Source organism: Stenotrophomonas sp. 2201_Sma, from assembly GCF_056486685.1.
The window spans coordinates 2,361,981-2,386,956 of the sequence record NZ_CM151329.1; the positions used below are offsets into that span (position 1 = coordinate 2,361,981).

The window sequence follows — 24,976 nt, forward strand, 5'->3', positions numbered from 1 at the left end:
ATGAGCCCTCCCTCCCCCGCCCGCTTCCGGCCTGCGTCGACGCTTCGGCAAGCTGCCGGTGTCGCGGCAACCCAGCTGACCTTCATGTGGCGTGAGCGGCGCCTGCCGTGGCTCGCCCTGGTCCTGCTGCTGCTTGCGGGCGCATCCGTTGCCACGGGTGCCGCGCGCCTGTCCCTGCAGGCGCAGGAGCGCCAGGCCGTAGCAGCGGAGGAAGCGCGGCTGTGGGACGGCCAGGGCGTGATCGATCCCCATGCCGCGGCGCATGTGGGACGCGCCATTCCCGCACCGGTGCGACCCCTGGCCGCGCTCGATCCGGGACTGACCGATGTACTGGGCACCTCGGTGTTCATCGAAGGTCACGCACAGAACCCGGCCAGGCATCGCGCGATGGACGCGGGTACCGCCCTCAGCCGGTTCGACGGTTTCTCTGCCGCCTGGGCGCTGCAGGTAGTAGCGCCGCTGCTCATCATCCTTGCCGGCTTCGCCACGCTGTCCGGTGACGTCGCCCGCGAAACCCTTCGCCAGGAACTCGGCACCGGGGCGTCGCCTGCGGTGCTGATCATCGGCCGATTGATTGCTCTGGCAAGTGCTTCCCTGCTGCTGGTGCTTGCCATGCTGGCGGCGACGGTTCCCGCTGTGGCGGGACAGAACGCCGGCTGGATGGACATCGCCGCGCTGCTGGCCATGTGCGCGGCCTACGGACTCTATCTGCTGGTGTTCTGTGCCCTCACGGTCGGTGTCTCGGCGTTGTCCAGCTCGGCGCGGACCTCGCTGGTGGTGCTGATGGGGTTGTGGGTGGTGGCCACCGTGCTGGTGCCACGAATGGCGCCAGCGGTGGCCGAATCGCTGGATCCCACGCCCAGCGCGCCGGCGTTCAGGGCCGCCGTGACGGAAGAGGCGGAGAACGGTGTGGATGGCCATGACCCTGCGGACAAGCGGCTGGACGCCCTGCGACACGCGCTGATGGCGCGCTACCAGGTCGACACGGTGGAAGAGCTTCCCGTCAACTTCCGGGGCGTGGCCCTGGAGTTCGCAGAGAGGAACTCGACGGACACCTACAACCGCCACTTCGAGCGGATCCATGCGACCTATCGGCAGCAGCAAGCAACACAGCGCGCATTCGCCGTTGTTTCTCCTGCCATCGCGCTGCAGTCATGGTCACGCGCATTCGCCCGCACCGATTTCGCGGCGCACCTGGCCTTCCTGCAGAGCGTGGAAGACTACCGCTACCGCCTGATCCAGGCACTAAATGCGGAAGTGAAGCAGCACAAGGCGCCGCAGGGGGAGAAGCATCGTGCCGACATCGCGACCCTCACCCGGTCCGTGGCCTACACGCCGGGGCAACAGTGCCTGGCCGGCATTGCCGCGGCACAGGCGGCGAACCTGGCCATTCTGCTGGCCTGGGTGCTGCTGGCGCTTGGACTGGTGTTCTTCTCGGCCCGGCGCCTGGGGACGACTCCATGAGCAGTCTTTCCGTTGCCGGCCATGAGGTGCGCAGGCTGCTGCGCGATCGGGCGCTGCCCACCCTGCTGGTGCTGCTGCTGGCGCTGGCCGCCTACGCCGCGTGGAATGGCAGGGCGTGGGTCGAACAGCGTAACGCCGCCATCGGCGTGATCCAGCTCGAAGAGCGGCAGACCCATGACCGCAGCCGGGTGTTCGTCGGCAAGGCGCCCTCGGTGTTGCCGCGCGTCCAACCCGTGCTGCCGTCCGCTGCGATGGCGTCGGTGTCGATCGGGCAGGCGGAGGCCTATCCCTATACGGCCGATGTGGTGGCGCTGGGCGATCGCACCCAGCTTTTCAGGAACGTGTGGGCCGACATCGGCAATCCGGCAGCGCGGGCCGCAGGCCGGTTCGATCTGGCGTTCGTCATCGTCTTTCTGCTGCCCTTGGTCATCCTGGCAGCCAGTTATGACCTCTGGTCCCGCGAGCGCGAGCGTGGCATCGCTGCGCTGGTACTGTCGCAGCCGGTCGCGGTGGGACGGCTGATTGCGGTAAAGGCGCTGGCCCGGGGCGCAGTGGTGCTGCTGCCTGCGGGAGTGATCCTGGTCGGCGCGGCGGCGTGGTCCGGTGCGGAGAGCCTTGCCGGCCTCGGCCTGCTCTCGCTGGTCATCCTCGCCTATGGCGGCTTCTGGCTGGCGGTAGCGGTACTGATCGGCTGTTTCGCCCGGCGCACCACGGAGGCGGCCATTGCGGCCGGCGGAGTGTGGTTGCTGATCGTGGTGATGGCCCCGTCGTTGACCCTCGCCGCAGTGAATCTGGCCGTTCCGCCGCCATCACAGATGCAGCTCGCGACCGACGTGAAGGCGCGGCTGGCCGCAACGGACAGGCAACAGACACTCCATCGCCGCAGTGTTTCAACGGCTGTACGTTCTTCGACACCGGTGATTCCGGACCACGTGCGCGAGGCCTATGCCGACCTGCTGGCGACCGATCTCGACCTTGCGCCGCTGATCGAATCGCATGAGCGGGCGCAGGATGCACGCCGCCGGGTGCTGGACAACGTGCGGTTGCTGATGCCCGCGGTCGCAGTACAGGACGCGCTGGACCGCATCGCCGGCTCGGACGCGGATCGCGCGCTCGCCTTCCAGGACCAGGTCCATGCGTTCTGGCAGGCCCGTCGGTTGCTGCACAAGGCGTACCTGGATCGCGACGCGCCGCAGACACTTGCCGAGTATGAAGCCCTGCCCCGCTTCCGGTTCGTGGAGCCGGCCGGCGTGGGCCGGCGTGGAGTGCGTGCCGATCTCGCGGCGTTGCTCGCCGCCACCCTGATTCTGCTGATCGCCGCCGGATCGATGCGTCGCCGGTTGGCGGCCCCTTGAGGAGCCCACATGCTTTCTGCAAAGAACCTGGTCAAGGAACACGGCACCCACCGGGCACTCGACGACGTCAGCTTCGAGGTGGGACCCGGCGAGATCTTCTGCCTGCTCGGAGCCAACGGTGCGGGAAAATCGACCACGATCAAGCTCTTTCTGGGCTTCCTCACCCCTACCTCCGGATCCGCGGAAGTCGATGGACTCAGCGCGCACCGGCACCCGCAGGAGGTGCGACGCAGGCTGCTGTACATCCCGGAGACCGTGGCGCTGTACGACGAGCTGTCCGGTCTTGAGAACCTGGACTACTTCGCGCGTCTGGCCGGCGTGGACGACCGCTCACCCGCCCGGCTGCGGGATGCACTGAGTACAGCGGGCCTGGCGCCGGATGTCTTCGGACGACGCGTGGGCCTCTACTCCAAGGGCATGCGGCAGAAGGTCGGCATTGCCCTGGCCATCGTCAAGGACGCCAAGGCACTGCTGCTTGACGAGCCAACCTCCGGCCTCGACCCCACCGCGTCGGCCGAGTTCCATGACCTGATCGTGCGGCAGCGTGATCGTGGCACCGCCATCCTGATGGCCACGCACGATCTGTTCCGCGCCCGCGAGGTGGCCACCACGATCGGCCTCATGCAGGCCGGACGGCTGCGCAGGACATTGGATGCCACCACCATCACCGCCAACGATCTTGAGAGCCTGTACCTTGAGGAGATGAGCCGGAGCGCCTAGGCGACTCCGGCTCCCTGCCCTGCGGGCCGCCCTGCCCAGCGCCTGAGCCAGGCTTCGATATTGACCTGCGGGCCGAAGATGCCGAGCACCTGCGACGAATGATCCGGGCCGACCCGGCGGATGCCGGCGTCGGCCGACGCGCTGTCGATGTACCCACGCCGGGCCAGCAGCCCATCGACAAGCAGGCTGCGGATGAACGCCTGATGGCCCTGGGTGAGCGCGACCGAATGATCGTCGAGGTAGGACTTCACCTTCCGCGACAGCAGAGCGTCCGGCAGCAGCCCCTGCAAGGCACGCCGTGCGATCGTCCGGTCCTCCGCGTCCGCCATGAGCAGACGCAGCGGCATGCGCGCGAACAGTTCGACCAGCGGTTGTGCGCTGATCGGAGAGACACCGTGCCAGCGACCCGCGCCCTCGAACGGATCAAGGACGCTGGTCGGAAACACCATCCGGCTGATGTGCGCAAGCTTGTACGGTGACACCTCATGGCCTTCGTTGCGCGCATGGCGCAGCCAGGCCGGTGGCGTGACGTCCTGCTCGGTCGCGTCGACCTTCACCCATTCGCAGGGGTTGCCCCAGCGACCGTTGATGCTGGCCGGCCGCCTGAGCAGCCCATGGAGCACCGCATCCTTGAGGACGCCATAAAGCGAATCGCCCGACTGTGCGGTTTCAAAGGCGACCCGGAAGAAGTGGCGGTCGATGCCGCGCCGCCAGGCATGGTCGATCGCCGCAGCGTTGCCCTTGAAGCGCAGGAAGACCGCGTCGCCGCCGACGCCGGTGAACTGCACGGTATCTGCGTCAAAGGCGACATCACGGCGATGCAGAAGGTAGCCCGAGCAATGTGCCGGCCGCGCCGTCCGCGGGAAGGTCATGATCTCTTCCAGCGCGCAGTGGGGTTGCCGCCGGTACTCGACGAACCCGCAGCGCCGGCCCGACGACTCACTGGCACCGGCCACCGCCATGCGGGCGAACATCCGCTCATCGGCACCGATGCCGTCGTCATAGTGGTGGACACAGTCCACTTCCGGCATGGAAGGTGCGTGCAGCAGGCCGGCGAGGATGATGGAGGAATCCAGCCCACCCGACAGCTGCAGCTGGATACGCCGGTGTCGGCTGGCCAGGGCACCGATGCAGCCCAGCAGCGTGGAGCGCGCGAGCTGCACCGCCTCCTGCAGGTCTTCGATCGGTTCGTCGCGGGCCAGGCGCACGATGTCCCACTGGCACTGCCGGCTGACCGGCTCGCCATCGCGGATCGAAACGGCCTCCCCGGCCTCGATGGCGGTGACCTCCCTGAAGCCGGTCTGCAACCCGTCACGGAACGGAAACAGCAGCGAGTAGGACAGGAAGGGCCAGTCGATGCTGAAGTCGCGCAGGCCCAGTGCAAGGCAGTCTTCCATGCTGGAGAAGACCACCGTCAGCTGATCCGCCGTCGTCATGTAACAGGGAATTTCAGCGGTGGGATCACGCAGGACGAACCAGCTCGATGACTGCGGCTGGTAGCCGAACGCTACATAGCGGCCCCAGTAGTGCTGCACGAGGGTTTTTCCCTGCGTGTGGCAGGCCGCATCGGCGGCGGCCGCATCCAGTGGCACGCGCGCGGGCACGGTATCCCGGCCGAAAGTCCTGTCGAACAGCGCGCCGAGCACGACCAGCGAGCCGCAGCGGCTGCAGTCCAGGTAGCCCGGGTTGTCACTCTGGACATAAATCGCGGCGCCGTGGTCGTTCATCACGCAGGTGATGCCGGCGTGCATGGCCTCGATGCGCTGCATCGCCTGCTGCGCCCGGGCGGTTGCGGAGTCGCAGGAGGTGTTCCAGAGCACGGCGATGTGTCGATACATGCGTGAGGCGCCTCTACAGCACCAGGATGGGAACCATCCGGCGCAGGTTGAAGGGGATATCGGTCAGGACCTGATCGCCGTGCTGCAGCCAGCAGTGCGCCGCGAAGGGCTGGGTCCTGACCGCGAACACCCAGTCCGCGACGATTCCATGCCTGGACAGGAATTCGCGCATCGCCAGGCAGTAGAGAAAGCACTCGTCCGTCTTCCTGAAGGCCAACGGCCGCAGCCAGTCGAACACCCGGACCCGCAGGGCCAGCTCCTGCACGCTTACGTCCCTGCGCTGTGATGCCTGCGCACGCCTGCGCGCCGAGGACACGGTGTGGCTGAAAGGAAGGAACGTCCTGCTGCATCCGGCACGCACGCACGCAGCCATGAATCTGCGGACGTCACGTGCGGTGATGCGCGGACAACCGCGAGGTTCACCGTCGCGTATCCAGCGGCGCGGCAGCGCGATCGAAGCACTGGTCGCGGCTTTGCCTCGCTGCGGATCGTCGGTGATCAGCCCGCGTTGCAGCAGCGACTGCAACAGATCCGGCATCCGCCGGCCGTCTGCCGGCAACGGCCAATCCAGCACCAGCCCGCCCAGGCTGGCAGCACGATGGCGGTCGAGCGACAGGTATTTTCCCGTCGCCTGGTCCAGGATCACCATTGCATCGCCGGTGACACAGACATGGGCCTGCTTCGACAGGAAATAGCGCGCCGCAGGCTGTTCCATTACGTGATCTCTTCAGTCCAGGCGGAGAAGCGGTGCATGCGCAGGGCATGCACCGCAGGTCATGCATGCCGCAGTGGATCAGGGCGAGGTGGTCGGGAACACGCCATCCCACAAGGTGCCGTGGTTGTGTGCCTTGGTTTCCGAAACCACCGCGCCCAGCTCGATCAGATCACCGCCCACACCCTGGTCTTCAGGGTTCTGCTGTCCTGCCACTACACCCAGCTCAATCAGCTCGTTCATGAACATCTCCTCTTGTCAGTGGATGTATCCGGGCGTCGTGCCACGGATACGGAGCAGCCAAGCCACCATCGCTGCGCGTGTTGCAGAGCGATTGCCGTCAAGGCATGCAAATGTTACGCTATAACATATTATTTCAGTGTGACGACTGTCGCTGTCCGGCAACGTCGACACGCCTTCTTGAAGGGGAAATGGATGAGCGACCCGATCAGTGACGATGGCCTTGAGCCCACCCTTCTGCTCAAAGGACCGTTCCCGCTGCCGAGGTTCATCCGCTTCATCAGGGAGCGATGCCCGCCCGGATGCTTCGATGAGGCGATGCTGGTGGAGGAATGGAAGAACGCCCGCGCCGACGCGCTGCGCCAGCTGAAGGAAGAGGCCAACGACGCCGACGCGGTCGAGGTGCATGCACTTCCTGCGGAGATGGCGGCGCTGGCCGACCACGCGCCACGCCAACCGTCGATGCACCGCATGACGCACAACGTGCCGCGCGCATGGCAGATGGTCGAGATCGACCGGCTGGTGGTCTTCCAGGAGTGCATCAACCTGCGCCATGTCGGCGAGCTTGCCGCGGCCTTCCCCGCCTCCCCCACGGCACAGGACATCATGGAGCTGGTTGCACGCAACGGGCGGCACGCTCACCCGCCGGTCCGCGCGTCCCGGTCCGAAGGCAGCTACACCTTTGCGTCCAGCTCCAACGACCTGCGCTTTCTGGACGTGGCGACGATCGACCCGTCCGCCATCGCCGGCTACGAACCCTTCGGTGCAGCCAGCCACGCGCTGGTCATCTATCTGGGCTTCAGCGACAACCTCGTCAGTGCCACCCGGATCGGCAACCGCCTCATCCTGACCAATGGCTCCCATCGCCTGTACCTGCTGCGCCAGCTTGGGCTCCGCCATGTACCGTGCCTGGTGACTGACGCCTCCGACAGCGACTTCAGTGACGTGCTGTTGCCGGCAGCAGTCAAGCAGGACCGTGCGTTCTATCTGGGCTCGGCACGGCCGCCGTTGTTCAGGGACTACTTCGATCCACGCCTGACCCGCATCGTGCCGGTGATCCGCAAGAACTATGCGCTGCGGGCCACGCTGGACCTGCAGAGGATCACGGTGCCGGCGGTGTAGCGCATGCGTCAACCCAGCGCCGAAGGTTTATGCCGGCCCAGCCATTGCTGCGGCCTGGAAGGAAGGCGCCGGATCGTTCCGGCACCTCCCGCCTCCAGCTTTACCTCTGGATCAGCTGTCTGGTCGTCACCAGGCGTACTTCACACCCAGCTGCCCCATGATTTCCCGATAGCCGTGCTGCCCGCGGCGGGCACCCCACTCGCCCCAACCCGACCAGCCGCTGCCAAGCCTGGCCTGTGCGCCGGCTTTGACCTCGTAGCGATCCTTCGGCTCATCACTGCGCAGGCGCTCACCATCGAATACCACGCCGTTGTCATCGCGGCCACGCAGCCAGTTCAGCGCCAGATACGGCTGAACCCGGGTTGCTCCACTCGTGGCGTGGCCGTAAAGGCGCGCACCGACACGGGTGTGGATTCCGTTGTCGGCGTCACTGCGGACTACGGTCCCGTTGCGTTCGACCAGCGAGTCCGCGTCGTAATGACTGTAGCCGATCTGCATCTGCGGCTGGACGAAGACCTGCGAATCACCGGTATCCAGAATCAGGAACGCACGGCCGGCCTCGATCGAACCGGACCAGCTGCGGGCGTCGTAGCGCTCCTTGGCCAACGCAGTCCCTTCAACGGTATTGTTGAACTTGCCGTACTGAAGGCTGCCATCCACATACCAACCATCGCTCCGTCCCGGGTGCTGCAGCCACGTCGCATAGACGCCGGCCGAGTAGCCTTCCACCCGGCCCTTGGCGGAGTAGCCGGTAAGCGTGGATGTGGCTGTGTTTGTCACCCGCCCAGCGCCGAGCATGCCGCCCACACGAAGCCTGCCGTCGCCGGCAACCCATGCATCTGCTCCGGCCTGGAGCAGTGAACGATTGCTGTCCACGTCCAGCTGCCGGGCAAGCGCACCGAAATCGGCCTGGCTGCGCGACGTACGTACCCAGACGGTCCGGGCTGCATCATCGAATGCGGGCTCGCCGATCCGGTCGTGCATCGAGTGCTGGAACAGCGAGGCCGCCGAGCTCTGATTGGCCAGGTACACGCCCGGCTCTGGACGCAGCACGGGTTCGGTCGGGCATTCCGGTGCGGTAGGATCGGTCAGGCAGGGGTCGCCTGGATCGAGGTACTCGGAGCGCAGATACCAGTCACCGTCGTTTGGGTCGGCCTTCCCGCCCTGGAAGACGAAGTACTCGTACTGGCCGGCAACTGCGCGCCCGCGCAGATGGAACTGGCCACTGGAGGCGCCGTCCACCTGGACGATACGGATGCCGTCGGTCGTCTGCGCCCCTGCACCGCCGACATTGTTGATCACCAGGTCCGCCTGGCCGGACGTATTGCCCTTGATGTGCAGACGGTCGCTGCTGGAGTCGTCCCCGCCCAGCATCGCATCCATCTGCACGGTGCCACCTGCACCGACGAAGTCGCCATCAATGGTGAAAGTGCCGAGAGTGCCCGCGTCGCCGCCCGGCGCCAGCACACCGCCCGCAGTGAGCGTCACACCCCCCGCCGTGCCTGTGCCTTCGAGGCGACTGCCGGATTCGACCGTGATGTTTCCGCCCAATGCGCCATCCAGACGCAGGGTGCCGCCGCGAACACTCGCACCACCTGCGAAGGCGGACGAGTCTGCGGTCAGGATCAAACGCCCCAGATCGGTCTTGAGCAACGTGCCGGTCCCTTCCAGCTGCGATGCGACGGTGGCGGTGATCGATGCGCCGTCGGCCGTGCCATCACCCGCGCGGATGACGGATTCGGGCGCACTCAGACCCAGCGCGGCGCCCTCGATGCGGTAGCCATCGACAGCGAACTGCATGCCTGTCGCCGTGATGCCACCATGGCTGTCATCGACCAGAACCGTTCCCGCATCGCCCTGGAAAATGGCGAACTGACCGCCCCACTGGTCATTGGCCGATCCGTTCGCCTTGGTCCACTGACGATTGTCAGCATCCCAGGTGCCACTGCCACCGTTGATGGTGCCGTCAGCGGTTTCATTCGGGCCGTCCCAGAACTGCACCGAGACGCCCGTGCTGTTGACCAGGTTGACCTGGTTGGCGATGGCCGTCTGGATGGCCAGATCCGCCGGATCCGTGCCCGCCGGCGCGCTGGTGATATCCAGGCCGTTGTCGGTCAATGCACCGCCGTAGTCGAACAGGCGGTAGACGCCCGGCCCGAATCCTCCCAGATCACTCACTTCCAGGCTGCCATCCAGGATCAGGTTGCCATTGACATTGAACAACGCCGCTGAGCCTGGCATGCCAAGCGCGGTCTGCACGATGCTGCCGCCCGACAGCTGCAGCGAGTCCATCGCCAGTGCATTTCCCTGTTGGCCGTAAAGCGTCGCGCCATCTGCGATCGTCACTGCGCCGGAAACGGTGCCGTAGCCACCGAACGTCGTACCGCTGCTGGCGATCAGCGTCGGCGTGACCAGGCTGGCACCGTCCAGATGCAGAGCACCGCTGTTCACGGATACGGTGTCGCTGAAGGTGGAGGAACCCGACAGGCGCCAATCGATGCCGTTCATGGCCAGCGACGCGAATCCAGCCACATTGGCGTCCTCGCTGCCGCTTCCTGCCAGGATGAGGCGACTGTTGGCACCGGTGCTCTGTACGTCGCCGTCCAGACGGGAGCCGGTGTCCAGCGTCAGCAGCGTGTCGTCACCGCCGATGCTGATGGCGGTGCCGCCCGTGCCACGGATGGTGCCGGTGTTATGGAGGCTGTTTCCGTTCCCGCGAAGCCGCACGCCCTGGCCGCCCTCGATCAGGCCGCTGTTGGTCAGGGTCAGCGTACCGGCGGCAAGCGTACCCAGGCCGATCGTCCTGATGCCGTAGTTGGTCCCCATCAGCGTTCCGCTGTTGTCGACGACGGCATTGGCTGCCGACAGCGACAGTCCGATATACGAGCCGGTCACATTGGCGGTGTTGGTGAGATTCACGTCGATGAGCGTGCCCTTGCCGTTAACCGCGATCGCCGAGCCACCCGATGTGCTTCCTACCGACGTCACATCACCGCTGTTGGTGATCGTGGCCTTACGGCCGCCATCGACGTAGATGCCGGTGACGTCGCCGATGATGGCGCTGCGATTGTCGATTTCGTAAGTTGCAGCGCCTGAGCCATTGGAACCGACCGAGATGGCTGTCTGCCGCACATCAATGGTGCCGGTCTGGACAATGCTGATATTACCGGTCCGGTTCATCTGAGCATTGATGCCGCCACCAGCCGTACTGGCACCTGCGATCGTTCCACTGTGGTTGATCGTCATGTCGCCGGTGCCACCTGCGTTGGCAACGGCCTTGATGCCGCGACCGCCTTGACTCTCGGTGCTGACAGTGCCGCGGGCGATGATATCGATGGCGCCGCCGACATCGACGTACATGGCTTCGCTGCCCAGGCCGCTGATGTCGATCTCGCCATCGTTGACGAGGGTGGCGTTGCTGCCGGCTCCCTGGTCGCGCATCAGCACGCCCATCTGGCCGGTGGTCAACGCGGAGTTGCCCACCACGATGCGCGCGCCGTCCTCGATGGTAACCCCCAGGTTGCCCGCGACCGCCGCTGCACCATTGGCGGTGCCCGTGGCAAAGCCCACCGTAGTCGTGGCGCTGTTGGTCGGCGCGCTTCCTGTGGTGTCCACCACTGCGCCGGATGCCAGCGTCAGATGGACGTCGCTGCCGGTATAGATGACGCCACCCGTGTAGGGGTTGCCGCTATCGTCACAGACGATGATCGTGCCGGCGCCACACTCGTCGGCAGCGAGCGCACCGCCGATCTGGCTCAGGAACAGTGATGTGGCGATCGCGAGCGGGGCAAGGCGGCGGAGTGGCACTACCTGGCCACGCATGCCCGGCATGGCCATGATCTTCTTGGTCTTCATTCAAGTTTTCCTTTTGACGAAGTAGCCGAGAACTGCGCGTCGGCGACGGCCCCGCCAGACATGCCCGGGGATCCGTGCCCTGATCTCACGAACGCTCTGTCCTGCAATGCCCCCTGCGTACCGTGAGCATGGTGCTGCTCCTGGAGTGCGAAGCGTCACATCTGAAGGTCAATGAACGGCGTATCCAATCGGGCGAGCACAAAGCGTAGTGCGGCTACAGAGATGCCTGGTGCACTGCGCGGCAGCGCATCAGGCCGCCGGGATGCTCTCAGACCCCGTCAATCGCTTGAATAGAGAAAGTTGCGGTTTCAGTCCCTGCATGGAGGGAGCTCCTTGCACGGGACTTGCGCCTGTATAGATCAACCTTGATAGGCACAACCGTGACACGCATCGCATTTATGATACGAAGCGGATCGCAATCCATCTCCATACCCGGTGTCCCGGACGCGTGTGCCGCCACCGGGCCCCTCTAGTCCACCCGCACACCGCGCCCGGACGGCGCATCCAACAGCGGCATGCCGTCCTGGCTCCAATGCACCGGCTGGATGCGCGGCGAGCGCTTGGCGGTGCAGCCCATGTCCGGCCCCGGGTTGGCGTGGTAGATGATCCACGGCGCGCCGTCGGCCATCTGGAAGAAACCGTTGTGCCCCGGCGCGTACACGTTGCCAGCAGGATGCTTGGCAAGGATCGGCTGCTTCGCCTTGTGCCACGCGCTCGCATCCAGCGGATCGGCGCCGGCCTTGGCGTGCAGCAGTCCAATCGCGTAGTCATCCGACCAGCACGCACTGCCCGAATAGGTCAGGAACAGATCGCCGCGTGGACCCTGCAGGAACTCCGGCCCCTCCAGGATCTGCCGCCCGCCCTGTCGCTCCCACGCCTGGTCGGGCCGCGCAATGATGGTTTCGCTGCCCCGCAGGGTCCAGGGATTGGCCATGGCCACGATGGCCAGCACGCTGTCCGGTCCCACATAGGGTGAGTACACGAAGTAGCGCTTGCCGCCGGTCACGAAGGTGGTGCCGTCGATGCCGGGGTGTGCCGTGGCCAGCCGTCCGCGATCGGTCCATGTGCCCCGGGTCGGATCGGCATTGCCGTTCTCCAGCACGAACACCCCCCGATGGGCGTCTTCCTGGCCTTCGGGTGCATCGCCCGCTGCCGCCGTGTAGTAGATGTACCAGCGCCCATCAATGCGATGCAGTTCCGGCGCCCAGATCGACTTGGCATTCGCCCCCGTTGCCGGCGGACGCCACACCGTGACTTCGCGCGCGTCAGCCAGGTGCGCAAGGTCGCGGGTGCCGCGGATGGCCAGGCGATCACCGTGCGTGCCCATGTAATAGAACACGTCCCCATCGCGGGTGATCCACGGGTCCGGCCCGGAGTCCAGCAGCGGATTGTCCACCGCCGGTGTTGCGGCGGACGCGTTCGTCGATACCTGAAGCAGCGCTGCAAGCGCCATGGAAAGCGTGCCGTTCATTGCGTTCCCCTCCCGACTGGAACTGCGCCGGCAGGCTTGCCAGCGAGCGGCAACCAAACCATATAATCAGACAATAGGCAACACCATCGCCGCCAAGGAACCGCCATGCAGCAGGACCACCCCGACAGCATCATCGGCATCAACTGGGGCAGCAGCAATCTGCGCGCCTATCTGATCGGACCCAACGGTGAGCGGCTTGATGCCCATGAAATGCCCGCGGGCGTGGCCACGCTGGACCGTGACGACATGGTGGTGGCCGCCAACACGATCCGCGCACGCTGGCCGGCTGCACGCCACGCCTATGCGGCCGGCATGATCGGGTCGAATGTCGGCTGGATCGATGCCGGCTACGTGGAGTGCCCTGCAGGTGTTGCCTCGATCGCGCAGCAGCTGGTGCCGACCCGGATCGGCGAGCTCTCCGTGAGCATCGTGCCCGGCATGGCCTGCGTGCGCCCCGTGGATGGCATGCCGGACGTGCTCCGCGGCGAGGAGACCGAGCTGCTGGGGCTGCTGCGCGGCGGCGATGTCGGCCCCGATGCCATCGTGGCGCTGCCGGGTACGCATACCAAGTGGATCCAGCTGATCGACGGCCAGGTGCAGAGCTTCATGACCTCGATGTCCGGCGAACTGTTCGATCGACTGGCCAGTGGCGGCCTGCTTGCCTCGGTGCTGGACGGACCGGGTGAGCCAGGACCGGCCTTCGTCGAGGGTGTGCATGCAGGCGCCGACCGCCGACTGGGCCTGGGTGCGCTGCTCTTCGGTGTACGGGCACGGATGATCCGCGGCACCCTGCCGCGCACGGCGACCAGCGCTTACCTGCGCGGACTGCTGGCCGGTGCGGAGATTGCAGACGCATTGGCGCTGTTCCCCGGGCTGAGGTCGGCGTCGGTGCCACTGGTCGGCTCCGGACCGGTCACCCGGCTGTACCAGGCGGCGCTGTCGGAAATCGGCATCGCCACGCACGCGGTGGCGTCCGCCGACGCCGTGGTGCGCGGCTTCTCCGCACTGCACGCGATGACCGCGACTGCGCGTTGACCACGGGTGGGCACGGCGGTCTGATCACGTGTTGCGTCGCAACGTGCGTATTGTCTGATTATATGTTTTTGTACGCATCACGACATCGAGAGGGGTCTTGAGCAATGCGTGCTGGCAAGGGGAAGACGGCAGGGCTGATCGGCGTACTGGCACTGTCTGCAGTGGGCGCAGGTCAGGCACAGGAACGCGCTGTGGTAGGCCGGACGGCCGATGGCATCGTGGTGGAGTCGATCCTGCTGCGTGACGGCACCGGCATGCAGGCCACGGTACTGACGCTGGGCGCTGCACTGCATTCACTGGAAGTGCCGGACCGTGATGGCGCATACGCCGATGTACTGCTTGGCGACGCGACGCTCAAGGCGACGCTCGACAATCCGCAGTACTTCGGCACGATCGTCGGCCGCTTCGCCAACCGCATCGCCAAGGGTCGCTTCACCCTGGATGGCAGGACCTATCAGGTACCGGTCAACAATGGGCCGAACAGCCTGCACGGCGGCACCCGCGGCTTCGACAAGGTGGTGTGGAAGATCGTCGACGCCGCCGCCGATCACGCCACCCTGCAGCATGTCAGCCCTGACGGCGACCAGGGTTATCCGGGCACGCTCACGGTCACGGCAACCTACGCATTGAAGGGCAATGGCCGGCTGGAGGTGGAGTACCGCGCCACGACCGATGCACCGACCATCGTCAACCTCAGCAACCACGCATACTGGAATCTGTCCGGCGAGGGTTCCGGCTCGGCGATGGATCACGAATTGACCATTCCGGCCAGCGCCTATACGCCGGTGGATGCGAGCCTGATTCCCACGGGCGTGCTACAGCCGGTGCAAGGCACCGCCTTCGACTTCCGCACGGCCAAGCCGATCGGGCGCGACCTGCGCCAGGGCAATGAGCCACAGCTGCTGCACGGCCGCGGCTACGACCACAACTGGGTCATCAGCAGATCTCCCACGCGCGAGCCGCGCGAAGTCGCCCGCGTGCACGACCCGCGCTCGGGCCGGGTCATGACCGTGCTGTCCACGCAGCCTGGCCTGCAGTTCTATTCGGGCAACTTCCTCGACGGCAGCACCGTGGGCAAGAGTGGCCGTGTCTATCGCCAGGGCGATGCCATCGCGCTGGAACCGCAGCTGTTCCCGGACACGCCGAACCAGCCGTCGTTCGGCTCGGCGCGGCTGGGCCCGGGCGAGACCTATGTGAACCGTATCGTCTACGACTTCTCGACCGACCGCACACCGCCCGCCCGCTGATCCCGCGCAGCTGGCACGCCGGTCGCCCACGGCACCGGCAATCCGACGCAGTACGCACCGCCCGCCTCCTGGCTCACGCCAGGACGGGCAGCTCATGAACCAAGGAGATGCATCTCATGCGAAAGTGGCTTACCCCTTTGCTGGCAACGCTGCTCGCCGTCGCACCGATGGCGCATGCGACCGACGCCGCACGCTGGACCCCGGCCGAAGCCGACGCCTGGTATTCCAGGCAGCAGTGGCTGGTGGGCGCGAACTACACCACCTCCAACGCCATCAACCAGCTGGAGATGTTCCAGGCCGAGACCTTCGATCCGGCAGCCATCGACCGCGAACTCCGCTGGGCGCACGAGCAGTTCGGCATGAACACCATGCGCGTCTACCTGCATGACCTGCTGTGGCAGCAGGACCCGCAGGGCCTGCTGAAGCGCATCGACACCTTCCTGTCCATCGCCGAGAAGAACGGCATCCGCCCGATGCTCGTGCTGTTCGACAGCTGCTGGGACCCGGATCCGGTGCTCGGCCCGCAGCGCCGTCCGATTCCCGGCGTGCACAACTCCGGCTGGGTTCAGAGCCCGAGCCGCCACATGCTGGTGGACCGCGCCAACGACGCGCACTTCCAGGCCTATGTGGAGGGCGTGATCGGTCACTTCGCCAACGACACGCGCGTGCTGGCCTGGGACCTGTGGAACGAGCCGGACAACCCCGGGGGTGGCAACTACATGGACAAGCAGCTGCCGGGCGAGCAGGAACGCATCGCCGAACTGCTGCCGAAAATCTTCGACTGGGCACGCGCGAAGAAGCCGGTGCAGCCGCTCACCAGCGGCGTGTGGATCGGCGATGACTGGTCGCCGGGCGCCGCATCGCTCACCGCGATCCAGCGCACGCAGCTGGAGCAGTCGGATGTGATCACCTTCCACAACTACGAGCAGCCGGAGGCATTCGTTGCCCGCATTGCACAGCTGCGCAGGTACGGCCGCCCGCTGATCTGCACCGAATGGTTGGCACGCGGCGCAGGCTCGAACGTGGACACGATCCTTCCGATCGCCCGCCGCGAGAACATCGGCATGATCAACTGGGGGTTCGTGGACGGCGCGATCCAGACCCGCTTCCCGTGGGACAGCTGGCAGCGCCCCTACACGATGGAAGCCCCCACCGTGTGGTTCCACGATCTGCTGAAGGCCGACGGCACGCCCTACCGGGCACGCGAAGCCGAGCTGTTCCGCAGGCTGGCCAAGACCCCGCGCACCTCCATTCCCGCTTTCTGACCCTACTGGCGCCCGCCTTCGCATGAAGGCGGGCCACTCAACCGCGACTGCTTTCCGGAATCCGGAGATACCGCCATGACCGCTCGTTCTTCCCGCACCGTGCTTTCCCTGGCCATCCTTTCGGCCCTCGCCCTGCCCTCTCTGGTGCAGGCGCAGGAGGCCGGCCCGCAGGAGGCCGTCAACCTGGACACGGTCACCGTGACCGCGCTGCGCCAAAGCCTGCAGACCGCCCAGTCGATCAAGCAGGAGGCGGAGATGGTCGTCGATTCGATCGTTGCCGAAGACATCGGCAAGCTGCCCGACAACAGCGTGGCCGACGCCCTGCAGCGCGTTACCGGTGTGCAGGTGGCTCAAGGCAACCAGGGCGAGACCACCGGGGTGGTGATCCGCGGCCTGCCCAACGTGATCAGCACCCTCAACGGCCGTGAGATCTTCAGCAGCTCGGGCCGCGGCTACGCCTTCCAGAATCTGCCGGCCACCGCCATCAAGAGCCTGAACGTCTACAAGAGCAGCGAGGCGAGCCTGCCACTGGGCGGCATCGCGGGCCTGGTGGACATCCAGCTGCGCCGCCCGCTGGATTTCGACGGTGCGGAGATCGCCGGCACCGTGACCGGTACGCACAGCAAGTACGGTGGCGACATCGATCCCTCCGCCAGCCTGCTGCTGAGCAACCGCTGGGACACCGATGCCGGCGAGATCGGCGCCATGGTCAACTTCGGCTATGTCGGCAAGCGCTATGCGTACGATGCGGTGTGGGGTGACTTCCCGAAGGTGCTGGAGAATCCGGATGGCACGCCGGCGCGTACCGATGACGGCAACCTGATCGCCGCCCCCAATGGCTGGGGCACCAACTACAACCATGGCGACCGCAAGCGCAGCGCGTTCAACTATGCCCTGCAGTGGAAACCCAGCGAACGCACCGAGGTCTATGTCGAGGGCCTCTATGATTTCGTGCGAGACGATTATGACCAGGCGTTCCTGTTCAGTTTCCCGGTCGGGGTGGTGCCGCCGACGGGGCTGCAGGTCGGCGACAACTGCTATGCCAACCGCCTGGATGGGCCGCTGTCCGGCCAGACCATCTGCGACGCCACCGCAGGTACATGGACCGGCGACAGCTATGCCGCCAGCAGCACCCAGGCGCACAAGCAGCGTGGCCAGGACATCCAGAACGCGCTGGGCTTCAAGTGGCGCGGCGACCAGCTGCGGCTGTCCACCGAGGTGGCCCGTACGTCCGGGTACTACCGCGATGAGAACTTCATCATCGACACCTTCCTGGCCGGGCCGATCACCACCGTATGGGACGGCACCTCGGGCAAGCACCAGAACTGGCACCTGGCCGGCAACCCGGCCATGGATCCGTCGCGCTTCTACCTCAATGGCCTGTTCCAGACCTGGGGCGAGTCGCGCGGCGAGGAAAACAGCTGGCGCGGCGACGGACAGTTCGAGTTCCTCGACGGCCCGATCGCCAACCTCCAGTTCGGCCTGCGCTATGCCGACCGTACCGCCAGCGCCAAGGGCAGCGTGGAAATCAGCACGCCGCCGCCAGGCGGTGCCGGTACGGGCAACATCACCGCCTCGCCCAACCCGGCCAACCAGGTGGTGGGGCTGTTCCCGGCCAGCAGCTTCTTCTGCAGCAAGCGCGGCAACTCCGCACTGAGCCAGTCGTTCCTGACGCCCTGCTACGACTACCTGATCGACAACGCCGACGCGCTGCGCCGTTACTACGGTCTGCCGGACGGACTGGCGGCGGAGAATCCCGGCCGCTTCTTCGATATCGAAGAACGCAAGAGCGCCGGCTACCTGCAGGCGAAGTACGACTTCGATCTGGGCGGCCTGCGCGTGGATGGCCTGGTAGGCGTGCGTGCGGAGAAGATCAAGCGTGAACTCAACGCCTTCTCGTTCGACGCGGGCACGGGTGTCTACAGTGCCATCACCCGCAGCACGCAGGACACCAATGCCCTGCCCAACGCGAGCCTGAACCTGCACTTCAACGATGCCTGGCAGCTGCGCGTGCTGGCGGCCAAGACACTGAGCTATCCGGACTTCGGTGCCTTGAATCCGTCGATCTCGCTGAACCCCGGCACCGTCAACCGGGCGGGCGTGGCCAGCAGTGGCAACCCCGACCTGAGCCCGATCAAGTCGACCAACTACGACATGTCGCTGGAGTGGTACTTCTCCCCGGTGGGCTACGTCAGTGCGGGCGTGTTCTATCGTGACATCGATGGCTACATCCAGAACTACATCACCAATGTGGTCATCGCCGGAGAGGACTACGAGCTGTCATCCCCGCAGAGCGCCGGCAGCGGCCATCTGCAGGGTGTCGAGCTGGCCTACCAGCAGACCTTCGACTTCCTGCCCGGCGCCTGGAGCGGCCTGGGTGCGCAGTTCAACTACACCTACATCGAAGGCGATACCAAGTCTCCGGAGTTCCTTGGCGGGCCCGTGATCTCGCGGCCGCTGCAGAACGTCTCGAAGAACAACTACAACGCCGTGCTGTTCTACGAGAACTTCGGCCTGAGTGCGCGCCTGGCCTACGGCTACCGCAGCCGGTACATCGATTTCTTCACCCAGCCCACGGTCGCCGGAACGGAAGACCAGGTCGAGCCGGCCAGCTCGCTGGACTTCTCGATCAGCTACGACGTGACCCCTCGCGCCACGGTGGTGTTCTCGGCCACCAACCTGCTGGGCAACAACCTGCACCAGTACTGGGGCAGCGGCAACACGCGGCCGCGCGACATCCGTTACCAGGACAAGACCCTGGGCATGGGCTTCCGGTTCAAGCTCTGATGAGGACGCTCCCCCACATGCCTCACACCCTGCACCCGTCCTTTTGTCGGATAATAGGAGTGACCGCAGCCTGCGGTGCACCAAGCCAAAGGGATGCCTGTGAAACCGATCGAGGTACGCAACCTCTACGACCAAGTGGCCCAGGAGATCGGGCAGCGGATCATCAGCGGCGCACTTCAGCCGGGCGAATTCCTGCCCAGGGAAGAGCTGCTGTCACAGACCCTGTCCGTCAGCCGCTCCGCCCTGCGCGAGGGCCTGAAGGTGCTGGGCTCCAAAGGGCTGATCGAAACCCGGCAGAAAACCGGTTCGCGGGTGCGCGACCCGCGTCACTGGAAGCAGCTGGACAGCGACATTCTGGCCTGGCGCTGCGCGCTGATGCCCACCCAGGACTTCGTGGAAAAGCTGGTGGAGATGCGCGAGGTGATCGAACCGGCGGCCGCGGCTTCCGCAGCCGAGCGGCGTTCGCCCGCGCAGCTGGCCAGGATCAAGAGCGCGTACCAGGCCATGGCCGATGCACCGGACCAGGATGCGTGGGCCAAGGCCGACCTGATGTTCCACGAGAGCGTGCTGGAAGCCACCAACAACGAACTGCTGGCATCCCTGTTCTCGGTCATCGACGCGGCGCTGGGCACCTTCTTCCTGCTCTCGGCGCAGACCGCGCAGGACTTCAAGTACTCGCTGCCGCGCCACTTCGACGTGTACGACGCCATCCGGCAGAAACAGCCGGACGCGGCGCGCGCCGCCATGCTGGACATGATTGCCGACTCCCGCGCCAATCTGAAGGGCGCGCGGCTGTCCAGAAAACCCCCACGCTGAAGGAAACACCATGAGCACCGCCTGGATGCAACCCCTCCCCTTGGTTGCCATCCTGCGCGGGCTCACCCCGCAGGAAGCGCCCGCCATCGGCGCGGCGCTGGCCGAGGCCGGCTTCCACATCCTGGAAGTCCCGCTGAACTCGCCGCAGCCGCTGCAGAGCATCGAACTGCTCGCAAAGCAGCTCGGCGATCGCTGCCTGATCGGTGCCGGCACCGTCCTGTCCACCACGCAGGTGCAGGACGTGAACAATGCCGGTGGCCGGCTGGTGGTGATGCCGCACGCGGACGTGGAGGTCATCGCCGCCGCCCACGCCAGCGGCATGGTCTGCACGCCCGGCGTGGCGACGCCCACGGAAGCCTTCGCCGCCCTGCGTGCCGGTGCGGATGCACTGAAACTGTTCCCCGCCGAACAACTGCCACCTCCGGTGCTGAAGGCGTGGTCCAGCGTGCTTCCGGCCGGTACGCCGCTGCTGCCCGTCGGCGGCATCACCCCGGAGCGCATGGCCGCCTACCGCCAGGCAGGTGCGGCCGGCTTCGGTATCGGCTCCGCCCTGTATGCCCCCAAGACCCCCGCGGACGACGTCGCACGCCGCGCGCGCGCGTTCATCGACGCCTGGAACAGAACGAACACGGACTCCCCCGCATGAAGATCACTGCCATCACGACCTACCTGGTGCCCCCGCGCTGGCTGTTCGTCCGCATCGATACGGACGCCGGCATCTGCGGCTGGGGCGAGCCCATCGTCGAAGGACGCGCGCACACCGTGGCGGCGGCCGTGGAAGAGCTGTCCGACTATCTGGTCGGCAAGGACCCCCGGCACATCGAAGACCACTGGAACGTGCTCTATCGTGGCGGCTTCTACCGTGGTGGTCCAATCCTGATGAGCGCACTGGCGGGCATCGACCAGGCGCTGTGGGACATCCACGGCAAGGCACTGGGCGTGCCGGTGCATGCCCTGCTGGGCGGCCCCGTGCGCGACCGCATCCGCGTGTACTCATGGATCGGCGGCGATCGGCCGGCCGACACCGCCCGTGCCGCCCGCGACGCCGTGGCACGCGGTTTCACTGCGGTGAAGATGAACGCCACCGAGGAAGTGCAGTTCGTCGATAGCCATGACAAGGTCACGCGGGTACTGGAGAACGTGCAGGCCGTGCGCGATGCGGTGGGCCGCGATGTGGGAGTGGCCGTGGACTTCCATGGCCGCGTGCACAAACCGATGGCCAAGGTGCTGATGCGCGAGCTGGCGCCCTTCGGGCTGATGTTCATCGAAGAGCCGGTGCTTTCCGAGCACCTGGAAGCCATCCCGGAACTGGCCGCCCTTTCGCCTGCGCCGATCGCGCTGGGCGAACGCCTGTACTCCCGCTTCGACTTCAAGCGCGTACTGCAGACCGGTGGCGTGGACATCCTGCAACCGGATCCATCGCACTCGGGGGGCATCACGGAAACCCGCAAGATCGCGGCCATGGCCGAAGCCTACGACGTCGCCATCGCTCTGCACTGCCCGCTCGGTCCGATCGCGCTGGCGGCCAACCTGCAGCTGGATGCGGTCTGCTACAACGCCTTCATCCAGGAACAGAGCCTGGGCATCCACTACAACGCCAGCAACGATCTGCTGGACTACCTGGTGGACCGCGCGCCCTTCGAGTACAGGGAAGGCTTCGTCAGGATTCCCGACGGCCCGGGGCTGGGCATCGAGATCAACCAGGCTTACGTTGACGAGCGAACCGCCGAAGGCCACCGCTGGCGCAACCCCATCTGGCGCCATGCCGATGGCAGCGTGGCTGAGTGGTGAGCGCCATGACCGATCAGGCACGTTATCCCAGCCTTGAGAACCGCGCGGTGCTGATCACCGGTGGTGCCACCGGCATCGGCGCCGCCTTCGTCGAGCACTTCGCGCGGCAGGGTGCGAAGGTCGTCTTTCTCGACATCGACGACAGCGGCGCCCAAGCGCTGCTGGAAAGCCTGCGCGACGTTGCGACTGCCCCGCGCTATCTGCATTGCGACATCACCGATATCGAGGCACTCCGGTCCGCCATCGCCCACGCGCGGATCCTGGCTGGACCGTTCTCGGTGCTGGTCAACAATGCCGCCAACGATGCCCGTCATGCCCTGGCCGACACCGGCATCGCGGACTTTGAACGCAGCATGGCGGTGAACCTGCGCCACCAGTACTTCGCCATCCAGGCGCTGGTGCCGGACATGCGCGCCCTCGGCGGCGGTTCGATCATCTGCCTGGGTTCGACGGGCTGGATGATCAAGAACAGCGGGTATCCGCTGTACGCGGTGGCCAAATCCGCGGTCCACGGCCTGGTCAACGGCCTGGCCCGGGAACTGGGGCAGGACCGCATCCGCATCAATGCGCTGGTACCGGGCTGGGTGATCACCGAGAAGCAGCAGCGGCTGTGGCTGGACGCGGAGGGCGAAGCACAGCTGCGTCGTGCGCAATGCCTGCCGGGCTATCTGCGCGCGGAGGACCTGGCGCGCGCCGCCCTGTTCCTGGCCGCCGATGACAGCCGCATGTGTACCGGCCAGGACTTCATCATCGACGGAGGCTGGGTGTGAGCGGGTCCGCCACTGTCGCGGTGCCGGCCGCAAACACTCTGGGCGAAGGCGTGCTGTGGTGTGATCGCGAATCGGTGGTGTACTGGACCGACATCGCGCAGGCGCAGCTGTGGCGCTATCGCCCCGGTGACGGCGCGCTCAACCGCTGGCCGATGCCGGAGCGGCTGGCCGCACTGGCATTGTGCGAAGCCGAAGGCTGGCTGCTGCTGGCGTTGGCGTCGCGGCTGGCATTCTTCCATCCGGCGCGCGGCGAGCTGCGTGACGTGCTTGTGCTGCCCGACACAGGGGCGCGTCTGCGCGCCAATGATGGCGCCTGTGACCGCCAGGGCCGCTTCGTGTTCGGCATGCTGCATGAGCCCACGAACGGTCCGAAGCAGGCCGTCGCACCCTTCTACAGGCTCACCGCCGAGCTCGTGCTCGAGACGCTTCCGCTACCGACCGTGGCGATTGCCAACAGCGTAGCGTTCAGTCCGGACGGCCGCACGATGTACTTCTGCGACTCGCTGCAGAAGCAGATCCTGCGTTGCGATTACGGCGACAGCCCGGGTGCGGTAACAGTGTTCGCCGATCTGCGCGCCGAGGATGGCGAGCCCGATGGCAGTGTGGTCGATGCTGAAGGCGGACTCTGGAATGCCCGCTGGGGCGGTTCGCGCGTGGTGCGCTACCGGCCCGATGGACGGCAGGACCGCACGCTTTCCGTCCCGGTCGCGCAGCCCACCCGCCCGGTCTTTGGCGGCAGCATGCTGCGAACGATGTTCATCACCAGCGCACACGACGGCCTGGACGCGACGGCGCGCGCGCGCGACCCCTTCGCCGGCCATCTGTTCGCCACCGACGCCGGCATCGCCGGCGTTCCCGAGCCCCGGTTCGCCGGCAACCCCAATGACGTGCCGCCGTGCCCACAGCGCGGACCCATCGCGGAGCTTCCATGAGCCTTTCCCCCCTGGATATCAGCATCGTGCTGGCCTATCTGGCCGGCATCTTCATCCTCGCGCAGTGGGTTTCCCGCGAGAAGGCCGGCCGGCAGAAGTCGGCCCAGGACTACTTCCTGGCCAGCCGCAGCCTGCCGTGGTGGGCGATCGGTGCCTCGCTCATCGCGGCCAACATCTCGGCAGAACAGATCATCGGCATGTCCGGCTCGGGCTATGCCATCGGCCTGGCCATCGCATCCTATGAATGGATGGCGGCGATCACGCTGCTGATCGTCGGCAAATGGTTCCTGCCGATCTTCCTGCGCAACGGCATCACCACCATGCCGCAGTTCCTGCAGGAGCGCTACGGCAACCGCATCCGCACGCTGATGGCCGTGTTCTGGCTGGGCCTGTACGTATTCGTCAATCTCACCTCGATCCTGTGGCTGGGTTCGATCGCCATTGCCGGCGTGGCAGGCCTCAACCAGGACGTGGCGCTGGTGCTGCTGGGCGCCTTCGCACTGGTCTATCAGCTGTATGGCGGCCTGAAGGCGGTCGCGCTGACCGACATCGTGCAGGTCTCGCTGCTGGTTCTGGGTGGCCTGCTGGTCACCTTCATCACGCTGGGCCAGATCGGCAACGGCAGCGTCACCGACGGCTTCATGCAGCTGTGGCAGCAGCATCCGGAACGCTTTGAAATGATCCTCAGCAAGGACAACCCGTTCTACAAGGATCTGCCCGGGCTGTCGGTGCTGCTGGGCGGCATGTGGATCGCCAATCTCAGCTACTGGGGTTTCAACCAGTACATCATCCAGCGCGCACTGGCCGCCAAGGATCTGCGTGAGGCGCAGAAGGGCGTGGTGTTCGCAGCGTTCCTGAAGCTGCTCATTCCGGCCATCGTGGTGCTGCCCGGCATCGCCGCGGTCATGCTCGCCCCCGGCTTGGAACGCCCGGACGCGGCCTACCCGACGATGCTGGCGCTGCTTCCCAGCGGCATCCTCGGCCTGGTGTTCGCCGCGCTGGTGGCCGCCATCGTTGCGTCGCTGGCATCGAAGATCAATTCCGTCGCCACCATCTTCACGCTCGACTTCTATGCCAAGCGCGCGCCTGATGCCTCGGAAGCCAGACTGGTGCGTGTCGGCCGGTTCGCGGCGTCCGTCTCGATCATCGTGGCGGTGCTGACCGCACGCCCACTGCTGGGCGGGTTCGACCAGGGCTTCCAGTACATCCAGGAGTTCACGGGCTTCTTCACCCCCGGCATCGTGGTGATCTTCCTGCTGGGCCTGTTCTGGAAGCGTGCGAACGAAGCCGGTGCGCTGGCTGCGGCGGTCGGCTCCTTCGTACTGTCGCTGGCCCTGAAGCTGCTGTGGCCCTCGCTGCCCTTCATGGACCGCATGGGCGTGGTGTTCCTGGTCACGCTGTTGCTGGGCGTAGGCGTCGCGCTGGGCACCCGCGCCAGTGGCGATCGTGATCGTATCCGCACCGACGATGTGAGCTATGCCACCGCCCCATCGTTCAACGTCGCTTCGCTGGCGGTGCTGGCGATCCTGGTGGCCCTCTACGCAACCTACTGGTGA

The 24,976-nt window shown here is 66.1% G+C and carries 19 protein-coding genes; 14 read left to right on the plus strand and 5 right to left on the minus strand.

Annotated elements, in window-relative coordinates:
- From ACZLIF_RS11115 to ACZLIF_RS11125, 3 genes are read left to right on the plus strand one after another with little or no spacing between them, the layout of a single operon-like run.
- Complete coding sequence (locus tag ACZLIF_RS11115) at positions 1-1,464, plus strand: DUF3526 domain-containing protein (protein WP_128988190.1); 1,464 nt, start codon at positions 1-3, stop codon at positions 1,462-1,464.
- Positions 1,461-2,819 (plus strand): ABC transporter permease subunit, encoded by a 1,359-nt coding sequence (locus tag ACZLIF_RS11120; RefSeq protein WP_128988189.1) that lies wholly within the window; start codon positions 1,461-1,463, stop codon positions 2,817-2,819. Before ACZLIF_RS11115 ends, ACZLIF_RS11120 begins: the two co-directional genes overlap by 4 nt.
- A gap of 9 nt (positions 2,820-2,828) precedes the next feature.
- On the plus strand, positions 2,829-3,539 hold the full coding sequence (locus ACZLIF_RS11125; protein WP_053515807.1) for an ABC transporter ATP-binding protein: 711 nt from the start codon (positions 2,829-2,831) through the stop codon (positions 3,537-3,539).
- On the opposite strand, the gene ACZLIF_RS11130 is transcribed toward ACZLIF_RS11125, so the two are convergent.
- The 3 genes from ACZLIF_RS11130 to ACZLIF_RS11140 form a co-directional block, all read right to left on the minus strand.
- Positions 3,536-5,377 (minus strand): asparagine synthase-related protein, encoded by a 1,842-nt coding sequence (locus ACZLIF_RS11130; protein WP_128988188.1) that lies wholly within the window; start codon positions 5,375-5,377, stop codon positions 3,536-3,538. The two genes, ACZLIF_RS11125 and ACZLIF_RS11130, sit on opposite strands and share 4 nt — an antisense overlap.
- A gap of 13 nt (positions 5,378-5,390) precedes the next feature.
- Entirely contained in the window at positions 5,391-6,092 is a 702-nt protein-coding gene (locus tag ACZLIF_RS11135) for a lasso peptide biosynthesis B2 protein (RefSeq protein WP_128988187.1), read from the minus strand.
- Between the two features lie 78 nt (positions 6,093-6,170).
- Entirely contained in the window at positions 6,171-6,332 is a 162-nt protein-coding gene (locus ACZLIF_RS11140) for a hypothetical protein (protein ID WP_164972351.1), read from the minus strand.
- A gap of 192 nt (positions 6,333-6,524) precedes the next feature.
- Here ACZLIF_RS11140 and ACZLIF_RS11145 point away from each other — a divergent pair, with 192 nt between their 5' ends.
- Positions 6,525-7,451 carry a ParB N-terminal domain-containing protein gene (locus ACZLIF_RS11145; RefSeq protein ID WP_128988186.1) on the plus strand — a complete coding sequence of 309 codons (927 nt, stop codon included), beginning with the start codon at positions 6,525-6,527 and terminating at the stop codon, positions 7,449-7,451.
- A 126-nt stretch (positions 7,452-7,577) separates the two neighbouring features.
- Here ACZLIF_RS11145 and ACZLIF_RS11150 read toward each other — a convergent pair whose 3' ends face one another.
- Both ACZLIF_RS11150 and ACZLIF_RS11155 read right to left on the minus strand, forming a co-directional pair.
- Entirely contained in the window at positions 7,578-11,306 is a 3,729-nt protein-coding gene (locus ACZLIF_RS11150; protein ID WP_478461944.1) for an autotransporter outer membrane beta-barrel domain-containing protein, read from the minus strand.
- Positions 11,307-11,775: 469 nt separating this feature from the next.
- Entirely contained in the window at positions 11,776-12,777 is a 1,002-nt protein-coding gene (locus ACZLIF_RS11155; protein WP_128988184.1) for a glycoside hydrolase family 43 protein, read from the minus strand.
- A gap of 105 nt (positions 12,778-12,882) precedes the next feature.
- Between ACZLIF_RS11155 and ACZLIF_RS11160 the strand changes: the two genes are divergently transcribed.
- From ACZLIF_RS11160 to ACZLIF_RS11205, 10 genes are all read left to right on the plus strand, one after another.
- Positions 12,883-13,812, plus strand: coding sequence for a 2-dehydro-3-deoxygalactonokinase (locus tag ACZLIF_RS11160; protein WP_053515818.1), 930 nt, complete (start codon positions 12,883-12,885; stop codon positions 13,810-13,812).
- A gap of 104 nt (positions 13,813-13,916) precedes the next feature.
- A complete protein-coding gene (locus tag ACZLIF_RS11165; protein ID WP_128988183.1) occupies positions 13,917-15,059 on the plus strand; it encodes an aldose epimerase family protein in 1,143 nt (380 codons plus the stop codon).
- Between the two features lie 116 nt (positions 15,060-15,175).
- Positions 15,176-16,324, plus strand: a complete 1,149-nt coding sequence (locus ACZLIF_RS11170; RefSeq protein WP_128988182.1) for a cellulase family glycosylhydrolase — start codon at positions 15,176-15,178, stop codon at positions 16,322-16,324.
- Between the two features lie 75 nt (positions 16,325-16,399).
- Positions 16,400-19,111 carry a TonB-dependent receptor gene (locus ACZLIF_RS11175; RefSeq protein ID WP_128988181.1) on the plus strand — a complete coding sequence of 904 codons (2,712 nt, stop codon included), beginning with the start codon at positions 16,400-16,402 and terminating at the stop codon, positions 19,109-19,111.
- Between the two features lie 93 nt (positions 19,112-19,204).
- The gene (locus ACZLIF_RS11180) at positions 19,205-19,927 is read left to right on the plus strand and encodes a FadR/GntR family transcriptional regulator (protein ID WP_053515824.1); all 723 of its coding nucleotides are present in this window, start codon (positions 19,205-19,207) and stop codon (positions 19,925-19,927) included.
- Between the two features lie 10 nt (positions 19,928-19,937).
- Positions 19,938-20,573: a 2-dehydro-3-deoxy-6-phosphogalactonate aldolase gene (locus ACZLIF_RS11185; RefSeq protein WP_128988180.1), complete on the plus strand. Its 636-nt coding sequence runs from the start codon at positions 19,938-19,940 to the stop codon at positions 20,571-20,573.
- Positions 20,570-21,718, plus strand: a complete 1,149-nt coding sequence (gene dgoD, locus ACZLIF_RS11190; RefSeq protein ID WP_065175640.1) for a galactonate dehydratase — start codon at positions 20,570-20,572, stop codon at positions 21,716-21,718. The genes ACZLIF_RS11185 and dgoD overlap by 4 nt, the downstream gene beginning before the upstream one ends.
- A 5-nt stretch (positions 21,719-21,723) precedes the next feature.
- Positions 21,724-22,488, plus strand: a complete 765-nt coding sequence (locus ACZLIF_RS11195) for an SDR family NAD(P)-dependent oxidoreductase (protein WP_128988179.1) — start codon at positions 21,724-21,726, stop codon at positions 22,486-22,488.
- The gene (locus ACZLIF_RS11200) at positions 22,485-23,420 is read left to right on the plus strand and encodes an SMP-30/gluconolactonase/LRE family protein (RefSeq protein WP_478461946.1); all 936 of its coding nucleotides are present in this window, start codon (positions 22,485-22,487) and stop codon (positions 23,418-23,420) included. Before ACZLIF_RS11195 ends, ACZLIF_RS11200 begins: the two co-directional genes overlap by 4 nt.
- Positions 23,417-24,976 carry a sodium/sugar symporter gene (locus ACZLIF_RS11205; protein WP_128988177.1) on the plus strand — a complete coding sequence of 520 codons (1,560 nt, stop codon included), beginning with the start codon at positions 23,417-23,419 and terminating at the stop codon, positions 24,974-24,976. Before ACZLIF_RS11200 ends, ACZLIF_RS11205 begins: the two co-directional genes overlap by 4 nt.

Coding starts and splice junctions, on each gene's coding strand:
- ACZLIF_RS11115 (WP_128988190.1), top strand. CDS start 1: ATGAGCCCTCCCTCCCCCGCCCGCTTCCGGCCTGCGTCGACGCTTCGG.
- ACZLIF_RS11120 (WP_128988189.1), top strand. CDS start 1,461: ATGAGCAGTCTTTCCGTTGCCGGCCATGAGGTGCGCAGGCTGCTGCGC.
- ACZLIF_RS11125 (WP_053515807.1), top strand. CDS start 2,829: ATGCTTTCTGCAAAGAACCTGGTCAAGGAACACGGCACCCACCGGGCA.
- ACZLIF_RS11130 (WP_128988188.1), bottom strand. CDS start 5,377: ATGTATCGACACATCGCCGTGCTCTGGAACACCTCCTGCGACTCCGCA.
- ACZLIF_RS11135 (WP_128988187.1), bottom strand. CDS start 6,092: ATGGAACAGCCTGCGGCGCGCTATTTCCTGTCGAAGCAGGCCCATGTC.
- ACZLIF_RS11140 (WP_164972351.1), bottom strand. CDS start 6,332: ATGAACGAGCTGATTGAGCTGGGTGTAGTGGCAGGACAGCAGAACCCT.
- ACZLIF_RS11145 (WP_128988186.1), top strand. CDS start 6,525: ATGAGCGACCCGATCAGTGACGATGGCCTTGAGCCCACCCTTCTGCTC.
- ACZLIF_RS11150 (WP_478461944.1), bottom strand. CDS start 11,306: ATGAAGACCAAGAAGATCATGGCCATGCCGGGCATGCGTGGCCAGGTA.
- ACZLIF_RS11155 (WP_128988184.1), bottom strand. CDS start 12,777: ATGAACGGCACGCTTTCCATGGCGCTTGCAGCGCTGCTTCAGGTATCG.
- ACZLIF_RS11160 (WP_053515818.1), top strand. CDS start 12,883: ATGCAGCAGGACCACCCCGACAGCATCATCGGCATCAACTGGGGCAGC.
- ACZLIF_RS11165 (WP_128988183.1), top strand. CDS start 13,917: ATGCGTGCTGGCAAGGGGAAGACGGCAGGGCTGATCGGCGTACTGGCA.
- ACZLIF_RS11170 (WP_128988182.1), top strand. CDS start 15,176: ATGCGAAAGTGGCTTACCCCTTTGCTGGCAACGCTGCTCGCCGTCGCA.
- ACZLIF_RS11175 (WP_128988181.1), top strand. CDS start 16,400: ATGACCGCTCGTTCTTCCCGCACCGTGCTTTCCCTGGCCATCCTTTCG.
- ACZLIF_RS11180 (WP_053515824.1), top strand. CDS start 19,205: ATGCCTGTGAAACCGATCGAGGTACGCAACCTCTACGACCAAGTGGCC.
- ACZLIF_RS11185 (WP_128988180.1), top strand. CDS start 19,938: ATGAGCACCGCCTGGATGCAACCCCTCCCCTTGGTTGCCATCCTGCGC.
- dgoD (WP_065175640.1), top strand. CDS start 20,570: ATGAAGATCACTGCCATCACGACCTACCTGGTGCCCCCGCGCTGGCTG.
- ACZLIF_RS11195 (WP_128988179.1), top strand. CDS start 21,724: ATGACCGATCAGGCACGTTATCCCAGCCTTGAGAACCGCGCGGTGCTG.
- ACZLIF_RS11205 (WP_128988177.1), top strand. CDS start 23,417: ATGAGCCTTTCCCCCCTGGATATCAGCATCGTGCTGGCCTATCTGGCC.